The organism is uncultured Desulfovibrio sp., from assembly GCF_944324525.1.
In the GTDB taxonomy this organism is placed as follows: domain Bacteria; phylum Desulfobacterota; class Desulfovibrionia; order Desulfovibrionales; family Desulfovibrionaceae; genus Desulfovibrio.
On sequence record NZ_CALUWS010000002.1, the window covers coordinates 62729 to 77728 of the forward strand.

Genomic DNA, 15000 nt, shown 5'->3' on the forward strand with positions numbered 1-15000 from the left:
AAGGAACACAAGGAGAAAACATGGCTCAGGTCGTCATCATGATGGGCTCCGCCTCGGACGAGGAAAAGGTCAGCCCCTGCGTGGAAGTGCTCCGCTCGCTGGGCATTTCCTACCATTTCACCGTCAGTTCCGCCCACCGCACGCCGGAGCGGACGGAACAGCTCGTACGCGAGCAGGAGGCCGCCGGGGCCCGGGTCTTCATCTGCGCCGCGGGCATGGCCGCCCATCTGGCCGGGGCCGTGGCGGCCCGCACCGCCCGCCCGGTCATCGGCATCCCGGTCTCCGGCGGGGTCATGGGCGGCATGGACGCCCTGCTGGCCACGGTGCAGATGCCTCCCGGCTTCCCCGTGGCCACGGTGGCCATGGACAAGGCCGGGGCGCGCAATGCCGCCTGGCTGGCCGCCCAGATCCTGGCCGTGGAAGACAGCGCCCTGCACGCGCGCATCCTGGCCGCCCGCGCCGACATGCAGAAAGGCGTGGAAAAAGCCGCCGCGGACATCGAAGCGCGCTACGGCAACTAGGGCCTGTCGGCACAAGCTATTACTTGTTTGGGGGGCAGGGTACGACGTGACTTTGCCTCAAAGGCATAGCGTAAAACGGGCAGCCCTTGCGGGGCTGCCCTCTTTTTCTTTCTCTTCCTCGCCGGGCACGACGTCCCGCCCCCCTACTGTTTGCGCTTGAACAGGCGTTCCAGCGCGCCGGCATCCCAGCGCAGCACGGCCGGGCGGCCATGCGGGCAGTATTCGCGCTGCGGCGTCTGCAACCACTGGCGCACCAGCCCCACGGCCTCATCGTCGGTCAGGCGCTGTCCGGCCTTGATGGCGCTCTTGCAGGACAGGGAGACGAACATGGCCGTGGTGTCGTCCTTGCGTCCGGCCAGAGCCTCGCGCAGGAAATCGCGGGCCTCGGCCCGGCTCAGATGCGGCGGGATGCCCCGCGCCGTCAGCCGTCCGGGGCTTGTCTCCAGCGTGAAGCCCATGCGCTGCAGGCGCGGCCGCAGGGCAAAGAGACGTTCCTCCTCCACCGCCTGCAGGGGCAGCTCCAGCGGCAGGGCCAGACATTGCCCGGCCCCGCTGAACGCGCCCTGTTCCAGACGGGCATAGAGCACGCGCTCATGCGCCGCGTGCTGATCGAGCAGCAGCAGGGCCCCTTCGGCATCCCGCAACAAAAGATAGGTGTCGGCCACCTGGCCGAGATAGGCCAGATCGCCCACGCGCAGCGGCTCCCGCCGGTTCGCGGCCTCTTCCGCCGCCATCGCCTCGGGGAGGCCGTCCTCCGCTGCCGTTTCTCCGGCAGTTTCCTCCCACGGCGCATCCCCCGGGAACGCGGGGGCCGGCATGTCCGGGAAAAGCGCCGCCGGTTCTGACGGCACGGCGGCTGCGGCGACGTCCGGCGCGGGCGCGCCGCGCTGGGCATGCGGCATGGCCTCCCCGTACCGGGACGACGGGGACGACGGAGACGGCGGGAACACGGACGCCGTCGGGGCGGCATCCTCGCTCAGGCCGCCGCGCACCGGCGCGGGCGTCACCTGCCACTGACTGCCCGCCTCGGGCAGGACGTCCGGCTCCTCAGGACGACGACGCAGCAGCGGCGGCGTGTCCAGCGTCCCCCAGAAGCCCTGAGGGCGCGGAGCGGTTGCCTGCGCCGCGGCAACAGTGTATGTTGCCTGCCGTTGCCCGGAAAGGCGGGCCTCGGCCGCGTCGAGCACCTGCTCCAGTTCATCGGTCAATGCGCTCTGCACGGCGTGCAGCACGGCGGAAAAGACGGCGGACTCATCCCGGAAACGCACTTCGCTCTTGGCCGGATGCACATTGACGTCCACCTCGGTGGGGTCGATCTCCACGAAGAGCACGACCTGCGGATAATCGCGGCTGGTCAGACGGCCCTTGTAGGCCTCGCGCACGGCCGCCAGCAGGCGCTTGTCCGTGACGGAGCGCTGATTGACATAGAGCAGGATGCGGTCGCCGCGCGGCTGGCTGACGCCGGGAGCGGCGGCCACCCCGTGGGCGCGGATGCCGTGCCGCTCGCCGTCAAAGGGACGCAGCGCCTCCACGATGAGGGCGGGCCAGAGTTTGGCCAGACGCTGCATGAGCGTTTCCCCCGGCAGGAAGTCCAGCACGGCGCGTTCCCCGGCGCGCAGCCGAAAGCCCACGTCCGTGCGGGCCAGCGCCAGCCGGGTCAGCCAGTCCTGCGCGCGCTTGAGCTCCGTGGCGGGACTTTTGAGGAATTTCAGACGAGCGGGCACGTTGACGAAGAGGTCGCGCACCTCGACCAGCGTTCCCCGATGCAGGGCCGCGGGCCCGGTGGAGACAAGGCGTCCGTGTTCCACCTCCACACGGCAGGCGGGAGCATCCCCGGCGGCGGCATGGGCCGAGGTCATGCTGAAACGCGAGACCGAGGCGATGCTCGGCAGGGCCTCCCCCCGGAAGCCGTAGGAAAGGACATGCGCCAGATCGTCCATGCTGGCGATCTTGCTGGTGGCATGGCGGGTGACCGCAAGCTCCAGCTCATCGGCCGCGATGCCCTTGCCGTCGTCCTGGACGCGGACAAGGCTCTGGCCGCCGTTCTCAAGGCAGACGTCGATATGCGTCGCCCCGGCGTCCAGGCTGTTTTCCACGAGTTCCTTGACCACGCTGGCAGGGCGTTCCACCACTTCGCCGGCGGCGATCTGATTGCGCAATTCAGGCGGTAAAAGACGAATATGACCAGAAAGATCAGACATGGCGCGAGTGTATCCGGCAGGACGGCGCAAGGCAAGCGGCGCTGCGGCGGCAGCCGCGTGGAAGGACGGCGGGAACTGGGCAAACGCTTCGCGCCGTTGCGCCGTTTTCCCCGTCCCGCCCGGCGGCCGAAGGATACCCGCCGCTGGTTTGAAGTGCCCGCGCCCCTGCGGCGGCAGCCGATGGATCCGGAACTGCTGTTCGTGGAGTGCAGCCGCTGCGGCGCGCCGGTGCTCTGGGATCCCGGCCGGGCCACGCGCCTGCTGGCGCAGGCGGGCGTGGATCCGCTGGAACTGGACAGCTCCTGCCTGCTCATGACGGACGGCTGCCCCTTCTGCCGCCCCGCAGGACAATATACGGTGCAGATCTACCGGGTCAGCAACGTCAAGGAAGGCCAGCTCCCGCCGCTGGTGGGCCACGCCTGATCGTCGGGACTGTCACCTCTCTCCGTGCTCCTCGAGCGGATCCGCATTGAAATCGAGTCCCATTTCCATGCTGGCGCTGCCCTCACTCTACGGAAAACGCGTGGTTTTTCCGTGTGTTCGTTTGCGGATAATCGATCTCGCGACTGCCAGAGCAATCCATATTTTCAATGTGGAATTGCTCTATTGAAATTATTTTCAAAACTTGTGTTGCCATCCCCTGGCAAGCACGGCCTTCCGGGCCGTCTTTCGGTCGCGCCCTGCTGCTGATGCCTCAATGCCCCGAAAAAGCCAGCACATTGTTCAGCGGGGCCGAGGAGGGACGCACCTCGCCTTCTTCCAGCCGGTAGCGGGTAAGCCGCCAGTTCTCCAGATCCAGACAATCCAGCTTGCCCCGCATGGCGGGGGTCAGGCCCTCCCGCAGGGCCTGCACGACATCCTCTTCCGGGAAATACACCCCTTCAAAGCTGATGCGGGCCATGTCGCCCTCACGCACGAGCACCGGCTCGTCCTCTTCCTGTCCCATAGCGCCGGCAACGGCCTGTTCCAGCGCACGGTACAGGCCGGCGTCACAGGGGTAGACATGGCCATAGACCTTGCACAGCGGGCTTTGCGGCATCAGCGCCTCCTGATGAGTGAACGGTAGTTGGCGGGCGGCGTGCCCCGCGTTTGCTCCTGCCCGGGCCAGAGTATCCAGTTCCAGCGGGCGGGATAGCCCCAGCGGCCTTCCTCCAGAGCCGGCGGCGGAGGCGGTCCGACCAGCCGTGCGCCTGTCGCCTGCTCTTCGGCGGCGAGCATATCCTTTTCCCGCAGGGCATAGGCCAGCGTCTTGATGCGGACGGCCCAGGCGTCGTCCCAGATGCGGGCCCACGCCGCCGCGCCGCTCCCGGCATGCCGGGGGAGCGGGCAGTCCCTGCGGCGGGGCGTCATGCCGCACAGTTCGTCCGCCACCGCCGGCGGCGCAGGGACGGCGGCCGCCTGCCGCGCGGGCGTCTCCACGACGGGCTCCCGCAGGGCCGCAGAACGGGCGGCCCCGGCCCGTACGGCGTCGATGACGGCCCAGAGCCTGTCCAGCCGGGCGGCGGACAGGGGCGCGTCGACTTCCCATTGCGCGGGGACTTTCCAGAGACGGCGCGGACACTGCTCCGTCCGGGCCGGCAGGGGAGACAGGCCCAGCTCATGCAGCACGCGTTCTTCGGCCCTGTCCCGCAGTTCCTCTTCCGGCAGACGGGAAAGGCGCGGATCCACCCCCAGCAGGAACAACATCTCCTCGGCCCAGTCCGTCCCGCGACGGCGGGCGTCCAGCAAGTGCGGCTCTTCGTCCACAAGGGGCAGATCGTGCCCGTCCAGCAGACTGCCTTCCGGCAGCGTCCGGGCGGCAAGCAGGCCCAGAGCGCGCGACGGAGAGCGCGGGCAGACCGGCGTCTGCGTGGAATCGGGCGGCAGGAAGCCCAGCTCCGTGGCGGTGTCCTTGTCCAGCGGCGCGGGCGCTGCCGGCGCACTCTGGAAGGCCTGGGCCAGCGAGCCCAGATATTCGGCCTGGCGGCGGCTCTCCCGCGTCGTCTCCTCCATTTCGGGAGAGGTGGCGGACGGCGTATCCACGGCCACGGACGGCCGTTCTTCGAGACAAAGATCCTGCCGCCGGGCCATTTCCAGCCCGTCGCAGTCTCCACCCCGCACGCAGGCGGCGATGAAATCCTCGCACATGCCCGTGGTGTTGCCGCGCAGCTTGCGGATGGCCCCGCGGGCCCGCAGCCACGGCGTCATGGACGCGTGCGGCGCATCGTGCAGGATGATGGAAAGATCGTTTTCCGCCAGGGCCAGCTGATGCAGACGCCAGTAGCCCAGCGCCCGGATATAGCGGGCCCGGGCCAGACGCGGGTCCAGCGCGAGGGCGCGCCCGCAGGCCCCGACGCTACGCTGCGGCTGGTCGCGCTGCAAGGTGGCTTCGGCCAGCAGCAGCCAGAGGAGCGGACTTTCTTCCACCTGCACTGCCGCATGTTCCAGGGCCAGCGCCTGGTCGGCCGTGGCCAGCCAGCCGTCCCCCGCCGCGGCCAACGCCCGCCGCGCCGGCCCGAGCAATGCCCGCAGCCAGGCGGCCTGCCGGGCCTCTTCCGGGCTGTCCGGCTCCGGCGTCCGGGAAAGCACGGTCTGCAGTTCGGCCAGCAGGCTCTGCCATGCCCCGTAAAGCGGCCCGGGCCGCAGGGCGCGCTCCAGCACCTGACCGAAGGGCGCCGGCTCAAGGATGAAGTCGATATGCCCGCTCTCGTCCTCTTCGGGTCCGGTGGCCCCGTAGAGCATGGCGGCAAGGATGCGCCGCGGCTCGGCGCCGATGAAATAGCGCGCCGCCACCCTGTTGTGGGCAAGACTATCCGCGCCGGCCTGCAGGCCCATGAGCCAGAGGCGGGCGCGGCGGCGCAGAATGTCGGCCTCGCGGGCTTCAGCGGAAAGGGAGGGATCGGGCGGCACGTCCAGCTGCGCCCGGATGCGTGGAGAGGGCCCGATGGTGGGCAGACTGCTTATCCGGGGCGTGAAAACGACGGCCCCGGCCACAGGGCCGGGGTCCGTCAGCAGCAGCCGGCAGAACACGAACAGTGCCGCCGGCAGGAGAAAGCATCTGGGCAGCTTGCGCCGCACGTTATCCTACTTCTGGCCGATGATCGTCTGGATCTTGCTGGCCATGGGCTGGACAAGATCGCGCAGGCAGGAGGTCATGAGATCCTTGGCCATATCGCCGGACGGCAGATCGTTGCGGGTCTGCCCGGCATTGAGCGTTTCCCGGTTGGAGAGCTTGCCGCTGCGGCTGGCGACCCGGTAGGAGGCGCTCATATTGCAAACGAGTTCGGTGGCCGACACTTCACGCAGCCAGGCCTTGTCCAGCGTGCCGGTCACGATGAAGTCGGGGTTGCCGCTGCGGGCCTGATCGGGCGTGAGGGCGTAGGAGACCTGCATACCGCAACGGCGCAGTTCGTCGGCCAGGGCCTGACTGACCCACTGGCTGGCGTCCTGACTGCCCACGAAGGCCGTCCCGTCACGGCGCACGCCGAGATCCTGGCTGTCGCGCTTGTCCTCGAAGACCACCACGCTCACACGCGGGGCATTGGGCGCGGGCAGCACGTTGTTGGGCACGGTGGGAGCCACCAGCGGCACGGTATTGCTGGGACCGCAGGCGGTCAGCAGCAGGGTGGCGAACAGCAGGGTCAGCAACAAGGGAAGTCTGGCGAATTTCATGGATTCCTCGTCATGGGTACGCCGGCCCGTCCGTGCCGGGAGCACAGGGCGGACGGCGGCAAAAATGGCCTGGAAGCGCATGCCTGCCGCGTCCGCGTGGACGGACAGGCGATCACGTTAGCGTAAGCCGTCCCGGCGATGTACGGGGCTGCGAAGCCCTTGCCTGCCGGAAGGACGTCCCGGGGCGGGGATCCCCGCCCCGGGTATGACGGCGGTTCGAGAATATAGGGAAAGGGCGCGTCTTGCAAGGCATTATGGGCCGTGGTAGCTTTTGCTCACAAAATTTCCAAGCAGGAGTTCCCATGATTGATCTTAAACTGGTACAGAAAAATCCCGAAGTGCTTGCCAAGGCTTTGGCCGACCGCCAGTCCAGCCTGCGCGTGGAGGACTTTCTGGCTTTGGATGGCCGCCGCCGTGCCCTGCTGGCCGAAGTGGAGGCTCTGAAAAATCAGCGTAACACGGCGTCCGGGCAGGTGGCCGCGCTCAAGCGCGAAGGCAAGGACGCCTCCCACATGATGGAAGAGCTCAGCGCGCTCTCCGACCGCATCAAGGCGCTGGACGCGCAGACCGCCGAAGCCAAGGCCGCCGTGGAAGAGTGGCTCATGGGCGTGCCCAACATCCCCGACGCCACCACCCCCGTGGGCAAGGACGAGACCGAGAACCCCGAAGTGCTGCGCTGGGGGACCCCGCCTGATTTCGATCTCCCCGTCAAGGAACACTGGGAGCTGGGCACCGCGCTGGGCGGCCTGGACTTTGAACGGGCCACCCGGCTGGCGGGCAGCCGCTTCGCGCTCTCGCTGGGCTGGGCCGCCCGCCTCGACCGCGCGCTGATCAACTTTTTCCTGGATGAGCATGTGCGGAACGAGGGCTATATCGAAGTCTGCCCGCCGTACATGGTCAACCGGGCGACCATGACCGGCACGGGCCAGCTGCCCAAGTTCGAGGAAGACCTCTTCAAGATGCCGGACTGGGGCTATTACCTCATCCCCACGGCCGAAGTGCCGCTGACCAACATCCATGCCGGCGAAGTGCTGGACGAAGCCGACCTGCCGCGCGGCTACTGCGCCGCCACCCCCTGCTTCCGCTCCGAAGCCGGTTCCGCGGGCAAGGACACGCGCGGGCTCATCCGTCTGCACCAGTTCACCAAGGTGGAGATGGTGCGTTTCGCCCATCCCGACGACAGCTTCCACCAGCTGGACGTGATGGTGGGCCATGCCCGTAACCTGCTGGAAAAAATGGAACTCCCCTACCGCGTCATCTCGTTGTGCACCGGCGACCTCGGCTTTGGTTCCGCCAAGACCTTCGACCTTGAGGTCTGGTTGCCCGGGCAGAAGACGTATCGGGAGATCTCCTCCTGTTCCAACTGCGTGGACTTCCAGGCGCGCCGGGCGGACATCCGCTTCAAGCCCAAGGGCGGCAAGAGCGCCTATCTGCATACGCTCAACGGCTCCGGCCTGCCCACGGGCCGCGCTATGGCCGCCATCCTGGAGAACGGCCAGCAGAAGGACGGCAGCATCGTGCTGCCCAAGGTGCTCGTGCCCTACATGGACGGCGTGGAGGTCATCGAACCGCGTTAGAGCGTTTTATCTTTGAAAAAGGGGAAACGTGAGGCGGCACAGCGCCGCCCGGCCCAACGTGAGCGGGAAAAACACGGTCTTCCCGCTCACGTTGGGCCGTATCTTTTTCTCCGCCAGTCCGTCAGCGGCCGCGCCCCCTCAAGAACGCTCCTTCCCGCCGGCGGCCAGTTCCTTCACCGAGGTGGAGCGCATGTCCTCGCCGTCGAAGATCTCGCAAGCGGCATCCGGCCCCTGTTCGGCCAGACGGCGCAGCAGCGGGGCGTCCATCATGTCCGGCGGCAGTTGCCGCAAGGCCCATGCGGCCATGCCCCGGCAGATGACGTCCGGGTCTTCCAGCCCCCGGCGCAGCCACGGGCGGGCCCATTCCGCCAGCGCCGGGCGGGCCTGCGCCAGCCTGCCGATCCCCCAGAAACAGGAACGGCGCAAAACGTCATGGTCGCAAAAGTTGTCGTCCTTTTCCAACTCGATGACGTAGGAGATGAGGACGCGATGGAAATCCTTCGCCGCCAGGTCCGACGCGCAGCAGGCTTCGGCGAAGGCTTCGGGGATGCCCCAGCCGATATTGCCGGACTCTTCGTTCATGTGCCACATGAGGCGGCGCATGATGTTGCGCACGGCCTCGGGCTGCTCGCGCTCCAGCCCGGCGACGACGGCCCCCAGCGCCACGGCGGCCCGGTGACGCAGACAGGGCGACAGCAGCAGGAAGGAAAGCAGCGGCCCCACGGCGGAAAGGCCTTCTCCAGCGACTTCGGGCAGGTGGGCGCGCCAGTCCGGCGCTTCGAGCAGCTGCCGGAAACGAGTCTTGGCGTTACGCATGCGGGACATGGTTTTTCCTCCTTGGAGCATTCTCCGTTTGGAACGCGTTGTGTTTCAAATGGGAAATGCCCTAAAGCTTGCAGAAGAACGTCACCCAGAACGGCACGCTGAAATCAAGGATCATGGCGTGAACGATGGAGACGAAGACCCATTGCTGCCCGGCATAGCGGGTGATGATGGGCAATGTGGTGTCCATGGTGGAGGCCCCGCCGCAGGATATGGGCGCCAGCGGGCTGATCCAGCGGACGAGCAAGGGCGCGAACAGCAGCGTGATGAGTTCGCGCATGATGTTGGCCATGAGCGCCACCGTCCCCAGCTCCGCCCCCTTGTACTGGGTGATGAAGACCGAGGAAAGCGAATAGTAGGCAAAGCCCGCGCCCACGGCAAGGCATTCGCTCATGCTGTAGACCATGAACAGGCTCACCAGGGCCGACCCCGCGAAGGTCCCCACGGCGGTCGCCAGCGGCAGCAGCAGCACACGCGGCCGCAGGGTGCGCAGGATCTCGCCCAGACGCCGGTCATAGCCGATGGAAAAGCCCACCAGCAGCATGAGCACATAGAGGACATATACCGTGGCCTCATGCCCCAGCAGATAGTCCGGGACCCAGCCCAGCCAGGCGCAGAGCGCGCCCAGGATGAAACAGCAGATGATGCCGAGACTACCGCCCATGCGGACGTACCTCCTCTCCGGAACGGGCGGACGCCTCCGGCGGGACGGGAGCGTCCTCAAAAGCGGTGGCCATGCCCGAGGCATCCGCGGGGCTGCCGGCGGGCTCGCCGGGCATGGCGGCGTGCGCATGGCGGCCCGCCTGCGCACCGGGGAAGAAGCGCCGGACAAGGAGGACGGCGACCATGCTCCCCCCCACGCCCGCCAGCGTGAGCGCCAGGGCCCGGCCGCCCAGCAGGGGCAGATTGCCCATGAGGGTGGAATCCCCCCCTACCGCCACGCCAAGCACGAAGAGCAGGAGCAGGATGGTGGGCGTGATGGCGCGCGGCACCTGCGCCAGCCAGGCGACGTTGCGCAGGCACAGGCCGAGCGCCATGCCCGCCAGCATGAGACTAATGGGAATGAACATGACTACCTCGGAAGAAAGGATTGCAGGGCGTTTTGCAGGAAAGCCAGCATCTGGTCATAACGGAAAGCGTCGTCGAGCATCAGGTCCACATCCCGCAGGATCCAGACGCGACGCCCGCGAAAGACCCGGTGGCTCAGCGGTTCGAGCTTTCCGGGCAGGGCGGCGGCCCGGGCCGCGGCGGACCCCATGATGATGACGCCCCGCGCCTTGAGCGCCAGGAGCCCCGACCAGAAGATCTGGGCGTCGGCCTGCAGGGCCTGCCCGGCATCAGGCAGGCAGACGGGCCAGAAGGTATGCGTGCCCTGCGGATGGCCGAGGTCCTGCAAGAGACGCCGGAAAAACAGGCCGCGCTCGGCCTTGCCGGGCTGCCCGCCGTCGCAAAGGTCGCTGCCCAGGTTCCAGTAGGTCCAGGCCACCAGCCCGGGCCGCGTGCGAGCAAGGCGCTCCTGCCAGGGGGCGGGCCAGAGGGCGGGCGCCAGCGGGCGCCACTCCGCTTCCGCGCGGGCGGCTTCCCGCGGCTGTTCGTCGGCATGCTGCGGCCCGGACGGCCGGGCGGAAGGACGGGCCGTGGGACGAGCGGACGGGCCGTTCGCGGGGCCGACGGCGGGACGGTGCGGCTCGCGGGACGGCACGCCGGCATCAGCCCGCCCCGAGACGGGGGGCCGCTGTCCGGCGGGACTGGCGGGTTGGCCGAAACGGGCAGGCCGGGCGGAGGCCGCCCCCGCGCTCTGTTCCGCCGTGAGGGACAACTCCGGCGGCAGGTCGGCGGGAGAGAGCAGATAGCGCAGGCCGAGCCGCTGCCACGGGGCCGCCAGCGGACTTACAGACGCAAAAGCCATGACAGCAGCTCCCAGGCCACGTCGGCCTTGGCCTGTTGCGGCCAGATCTCCTCACGGCCGTTCCTGTCCGTGACGGCCATGCTGTTGGTCGGGCTGCCGAAACCGCTGCCCTGACCGTTGATGCGGTTGCCCGCCAGCAGGTCGGCATCCTTGCGGGCGCGCTTGGCGCGGGCCAGCGCCATGAGCGCGTCCATGTCCGGCGCGGTCTCGGCCGCGAAACCGAGCGTCTTCTGCCCGGGCCGCCGCCGGGCGGCGAGGGTGGCGAAAATGTCGGGATTGGCCTGGAATCGGATGCTGAAACCGTCCTGCGCGCCTTCTTTCTTGAATTTTTCCGGCCCGAACGGTTCGGGCGAGAAATCGGCCACCGCCGCCGTGAAGCAGCCCATATCCATGTCCGGCCAGACGTCCGCCGCCGCCGTGAACATGTCGCGCGCCGTCAGCACGTCCACACGCCGTATCTCCGGCGGCAACCCGGGGCAGCCAGGCCCGCAGACGGCGGTCACCTCCGCGCCGCGCAGCCAGGCCGCAAGGGCCAGCGCCCCGCCCATATGGCCGCTGGAGGGATTGCTCCAGTAGCGTACGCCGTCCCACGGCTCGCGGGTGGGACCGAGCGTCACCAGCACCCGCCGCCCGGCCATGTCCTGCGGCGACAGGGCCCGCAGCGCATGCCAGAAAAGCTGTTCCACCGGCGCAAGGCGGCCCTGTCCCTCGTCGCCGCAGGCCGCACGGCCGCAGTCCGGCAGGATCAGCCGCGCGCCGCGCTCCCGCAGCGTGGCCACGTTGGCCTGAGTGGCCGGATGACGCCACATGCGCGGATTCATGGCCGGCGCCAGCAGCAGCGGCCCCTCGAAGGCCAGCGCCTGCGCCGACAGCATGTCCGAGGCCGCGCCCTGCGCCAGACGGGACAGGGCGTCCGCGCTGGCCGGGGCCACCAGCATGGCCTGGGCGTGCTGGCCCGGCTCCAGATGGGCAAAAGGTTCTTCGCCGGGAGCGAACATCTCCCCGTAGACCGGCATGGCCCCCAGCGCCTCGAAGAGCAGCGGGGTCACGAACTGCCGCGCGCCGGACGTCAGCGTCACGGAAACGTGCACATCCAGCTGCCGCAGCGCCCGCAGCACATCGGTCAGGCGATAGCAGGCCACCGAGCCGCAGATGCCCAGATGCAGGCGCTTGCCGGCAAACTGGCGGCTCCGGCTGAAAAGGCAGTCCAGGCTCACAGTTCGCGCTCCTGCAGGCCGCCGGAAGACGGCGCGCCCCAGCTCTCGGACGTGCCCACCGGCGGCGCATCCGCCGCGGGCGCGGCGAAACCGCCGTCGCTGACGCCGCCGTCGCCGCCGGAGGCACTCCCGCCGCCCGACAGACTGAGCATGCTGCCGTCCGGCAGACGATTGCCCGCGCAGACGGTCATCACCGTCTGCACCGCCTGCGATTCCACCACCACGACGGCCATGCGTTCGCCGTTTTCGTAAACGTAGATGCCCTTGTTGGCGCGGCTCTGCTGCAGGCGCAACTGCCAGCCCGCCCCCTGCAGGCTGTTGAAGAGGTTTTGCGCCACGGCCGAGGACGTCACCTGCCCGAAAGCCACTTCCACGCCCTCGCTGCCGTTGACCCGCGAGTGCTCGCCGGAGAGCGTCATGCCCGCCGGGAAGGCGACCCCCAGCAGCTGGCTTTGCCGGGTATTCTCACCGGGGCCGAAAGGATTGTCGATGCCCAGCGAGGCGCAGCCCGCACTCAGGGCAAAAAGGGCGCAAAGGCTCAAGGTGACAAAAAGACGCGGCATGGCTATACTCCTGCGGATGGTGCTCGTTCCCTCCGGGGAACGGCTGAAAACGATAGCCTCTCCCGTCCGCGCTGACAAGACCGCAGCGCCGGCGGCCCGCTCGACTTCCTCGGAGATCGCCCATGTCCCAGCCCGTTTTCCCGCCCGTGACCGACAACGACTTCCAGCTCGAATCCTACCGCTTCGACCTCCCCCCGGAGCAGATCGCCCAGTTCCCGCCGGAGACGCGCGGCGCTTCGCGCCTGCTCGTCATGCCGCGTCGGGGAGAACTGACGCTTGAGGATCATGCCTTTACGGATCTGCCCGACCTGCTGCCCGAGGGGGCCCTGCTGGTGGCCAACAATTCCCGCGTGCTGCAGGCCCGCCTGCTGGGCACGCGCGGCACGGGCGGCAAGGTGGAGTTCCTGCTGCTTACCCCCCTGCCGCTGGTGATGGAAAATGCCCATCGCCGCAAGGATGTCGATGACGGCTGGAGCGCCGAGGTCAGCGGTCTCGTGCGCTGCGGCGGCAGCATCCGGGACGGGGAAAGCGTCACTTTCGGCGCGGGGATCACGGTGACCGTGCTGGAATCCGGCCCCTTCGGGCAACGCCGGGTGCGGCTGGACTGGGAAGGCGACCTTGCGGCGGCCTTCGCGGCCACGGGGCACATCCCCCTGCCGCCCTACATCAAGCGCAGCGACGACAGGGAGGACCTGAGCCGCTACCAGACGGTCTACGCGCGGGAGGACAAGCTCGGTTCCGTGGCGGCCCCCACGGCGGGCCTGCACTTTACGGAAGAGCTGCGGCAGCGCCTGGCCGAACGGGGCTTCGGCTGGGCCGAGGTGACGCTCTATGTGGGCTACGGCACCTTCAGCCCCATACGCTGCGAGGACGTACGCCACCACCGCATGCACCGGGAATACGTCGAAGTGCCGGAGCGCACCGTGGAGGCCATCCGCAAGGCGCAGGCCGAGAAACGGCCCGTCATCGCCGTAGGCACCACGAGCGTCCGGGCGCTGGAAGGCGCGGCGGAAGTCTGCGGCGGGCTCCAGCCCTTTACCGGCTGGACGGACATCTTCCTGTACCCCGGCCGCCGCTTCCGGGTGGTGGACGGCATGGTGACCAATTTCCACCTGCCGGAATCCTCGTTGCTGCTGCTCGTCTCCGCCTTTGCCGGGCGCGAACGCATGCTTGCCGCCTATGCGGAGGCCGTCCGCCGGGGCTACCGCTTCTTCTCCTACGGGGACGCCATGTTCATCCGGCCCGGCGCGTAAAGGTCGGCCAGATGCGCATGCCGCCGGCGAGGAGCGGCGTTTTTCGCCGGGCAAGGGGAAAGGGGGACAAGGCCGTACCGGCATGGCGCGACGCCGCCTGACGGCAGCGACACCTTCCCGGCAGTGATGGCGGGAGGCGGGCGAACGTCTCCTGAAGCCGGTCAGAAATCCAGCGAAAAACGCATGCCCATGCCCACGGCGGAATCCGGTTCCTCGCTATGGGCAAAATGGTTGCCGTTTTCCTTGTCCTTGAGGGTGATCTCCGGGCCGACGGAAATACTGAGATCATCGCTGTGCACGCCGCCGAAGGCGCGCAGGGTATGCCGTGAGTTGCCGATGGAAAGGGTCTCGTCCGGCTTGCTGGGAGCGGTCGGCGTCTGCGGCCGCCAGACGGAATCATCCGTGTCCAGACTCATGCCGAGCCCGCCCCTGCGGCGGCGGTCCTCGTCCTTTTTCTGACGGTCGGCCTCCCGCCGGAGCGAGGCCTCGATGCTGGCGGTATTGCCGATGGCCGGGGCGTTTTGTTTGCTGCTGGTGGCGCGATGGTGCAGCGTCTTCCCTTCCACGCCCTTCTTCCAGAGCGCGTCCTCCCGGGAGGCGGACCGCCCGAACGCCCAGGACTCGCCGTGCAGCGGGGCCTTCTCCTTTGCCTTGCGGCGCTTCTGCGGGCGCTGCCGGCGCGTCTGCGCCGCATGCGCCTCCCCGGCGGACAGGAAGAGCGTCCGCGTTCCCGTGGAGCCCGCGCCGCCCATGAGCCCTACGCTGCCGAACGGCGGCGCAAGGAGCAGCAGATTCAGGGCAAGAGCAAGTATACGGACGCGCATGCTGCAGGGTACACGCAAGCCTGCCGCCCTGTAAAGAGGCCGCGCCGCCCTGCCCGCGCAGCGGCGTCAGGCGGAACAGGCGCGCGTGGAAGGCGGACGCTTCCCGCAGGACGTGAAAAAACGGACGCCGCCGTACCAGCCTGCCGCAAGGCCGGGGAGTCCCTGACGCCGTAGCGGAAAGGACGGCTCTCTGGCAGGCGGGATGGCGCTTCCTGTTCCCGAATCGCGGCAAAGAGCTTTCGAGGGCTTGACAAGCCGTGAGGAGAGGCGTACCAAGGTCGAAACGATGGAGTTTCTCATGTTCCGCAACACCTTCGCCACCGCTTCCAACTACGCCGCCGGCTTTTATGGCTGGTACTTTTTTGCGTACTTTACCGAAGCCTGTGGCCGGGGTCGTTGCTGACATCCATCCGTCAACCGAACCATCAGGGCCGCAGGCAAACCGCCGGCGGCCCTTTTTTT

General features: G+C 68.3%; 16 protein-coding genes. 5 read left to right on the top strand and 11 right to left on the bottom strand.

Going from position 1 to position 15000, the window contains the following annotated elements; genetic code table 11:
- The first annotated feature begins 20 nt into the window (after nt 1-20).
- Complete coding sequence (gene purE, locus Q0K12_RS01090) at nt 21-521, top strand: 5-(carboxyamino)imidazole ribonucleotide mutase (protein WP_297259619.1); 501 nt, start codon at nt 21-23, stop codon at nt 519-521.
- A gap of 143 nt (nt 522-664) precedes the next feature.
- Here purE and mutL read toward each other — a convergent pair whose 3' ends face one another.
- Nucleotides 665-2722, bottom strand: a complete 2058-nt coding sequence (mutL, locus tag Q0K12_RS01095; RefSeq protein WP_297259620.1) for a DNA mismatch repair endonuclease MutL — start codon at nt 2720-2722, stop codon at nt 665-667.
- Here mutL and Q0K12_RS01100 point away from each other — a divergent pair.
- Entirely contained in the window at nt 2702-3145 is a 444-nt protein-coding gene (locus tag Q0K12_RS01100) for a hypothetical protein (protein WP_297259622.1), read from the top strand. The genes mutL and Q0K12_RS01100 overlap by 21 nt on opposite strands.
- Nucleotides 3146-3416: 271 nt before the next feature.
- Here Q0K12_RS01100 and Q0K12_RS01105 read toward each other — a convergent pair whose 3' ends face one another.
- The 3 genes from Q0K12_RS01105 to Q0K12_RS01115 are packed head-to-tail and all read right to left on the bottom strand — an operon-like array spanning nt 3417 to nt 6373.
- Entirely contained in the window at nt 3417-3761 is a 345-nt protein-coding gene (locus Q0K12_RS01105; RefSeq protein ID WP_297259623.1) for a hypothetical protein, read from the bottom strand.
- A complete protein-coding gene (locus Q0K12_RS01110) occupies nt 3761-5779 on the bottom strand; it encodes a hypothetical protein (protein WP_297259625.1) in 2019 nt (672 codons plus the stop codon). Before Q0K12_RS01110 ends, Q0K12_RS01105 begins: the two co-directional genes overlap by 1 nt.
- A 6-nt stretch (nt 5780-5785) precedes the next feature.
- Nucleotides 5786-6373 (bottom strand): hypothetical protein, encoded by a 588-nt coding sequence (locus Q0K12_RS01115; protein WP_297259626.1) that lies wholly within the window; start codon nt 6371-6373, stop codon nt 5786-5788.
- Nucleotides 6374-6675: 302 nt separating this feature from the next.
- Between Q0K12_RS01115 and serS the strand changes: the two genes are divergently transcribed.
- Nucleotides 6676-7950 (top strand): serine--tRNA ligase, encoded by a 1275-nt coding sequence (serS, locus tag Q0K12_RS01120; RefSeq protein WP_297259628.1) that lies wholly within the window; start codon nt 6676-6678, stop codon nt 7948-7950.
- Between the two features lie 138 nt (nt 7951-8088).
- On the opposite strand, the gene Q0K12_RS01125 is transcribed toward serS, so the two are convergent.
- The 6 genes from Q0K12_RS01125 to Q0K12_RS01150 all read right to left on the bottom strand — a co-directional run bounded on the left by Q0K12_RS01125 (nt 8089) and on the right by Q0K12_RS01150 (nt 12461).
- Nucleotides 8089-8775, bottom strand: a complete 687-nt coding sequence (locus Q0K12_RS01125) for a DVU0298 family protein (protein ID WP_297259629.1) — start codon at nt 8773-8775, stop codon at nt 8089-8091.
- Nucleotides 8776-8836: 61 nt separating this feature from the next.
- The gene (locus Q0K12_RS01130) at nt 8837-9436 is read right to left on the bottom strand and encodes a lysine exporter LysO family protein (RefSeq protein WP_297259631.1); all 600 of its coding nucleotides are present in this window, start codon (nt 9434-9436) and stop codon (nt 8837-8839) included.
- Nucleotides 9426-9842: a hypothetical protein gene (locus Q0K12_RS01135; RefSeq protein WP_297259633.1), complete on the bottom strand. Its 417-nt coding sequence runs from the start codon at nt 9840-9842 to the stop codon at nt 9426-9428. The genes Q0K12_RS01130 and Q0K12_RS01135 overlap by 11 nt, the downstream gene beginning before the upstream one ends.
- A 2-nt stretch (nt 9843-9844) precedes the next feature.
- Nucleotides 9845-10681, bottom strand: a complete 837-nt coding sequence (locus Q0K12_RS01140) for a hypothetical protein (protein WP_297259635.1) — start codon at nt 10679-10681, stop codon at nt 9845-9847.
- Complete coding sequence (gene coaBC, locus Q0K12_RS01145; RefSeq protein WP_297259749.1) at nt 10663-11892, bottom strand: bifunctional phosphopantothenoylcysteine decarboxylase/phosphopantothenate--cysteine ligase CoaBC; 1230 nt, start codon at nt 11890-11892, stop codon at nt 10663-10665. The genes Q0K12_RS01140 and coaBC overlap by 19 nt, the downstream gene beginning before the upstream one ends.
- A 2-nt stretch (nt 11893-11894) precedes the next feature.
- Complete coding sequence (locus Q0K12_RS01150) at nt 11895-12461, bottom strand: hypothetical protein (RefSeq protein WP_297259637.1); 567 nt, start codon at nt 12459-12461, stop codon at nt 11895-11897.
- Nucleotides 12462-12583: 122 nt separating this feature from the next.
- Here Q0K12_RS01150 and queA point away from each other — a divergent pair, with 122 nt between their 5' ends.
- Nucleotides 12584-13714, top strand: a complete 1131-nt coding sequence (gene queA / locus Q0K12_RS01155) for a tRNA preQ1(34) S-adenosylmethionine ribosyltransferase-isomerase QueA (protein ID WP_297259638.1) — start codon at nt 12584-12586, stop codon at nt 13712-13714.
- 161 nt (nt 13715-13875) lie between these two features.
- On the opposite strand, the gene Q0K12_RS01160 is transcribed toward queA, so the two are convergent.
- Nucleotides 13876-14538: a hypothetical protein gene (locus Q0K12_RS01160; RefSeq protein ID WP_297259641.1), complete on the bottom strand. Its 663-nt coding sequence runs from the start codon at nt 14536-14538 to the stop codon at nt 13876-13878.
- Between the two features lie 202 nt (nt 14539-14740).
- Here Q0K12_RS01160 and Q0K12_RS01165 point away from each other — a divergent pair, with 202 nt between their 5' ends.
- The gene (locus tag Q0K12_RS01165) at nt 14741-14941 is read left to right on the top strand and encodes a hypothetical protein (protein ID WP_297259643.1); all 201 of its coding nucleotides are present in this window, start codon (nt 14741-14743) and stop codon (nt 14939-14941) included.
- Nucleotides 14942-15000: the final 59 nt, after the last annotated feature.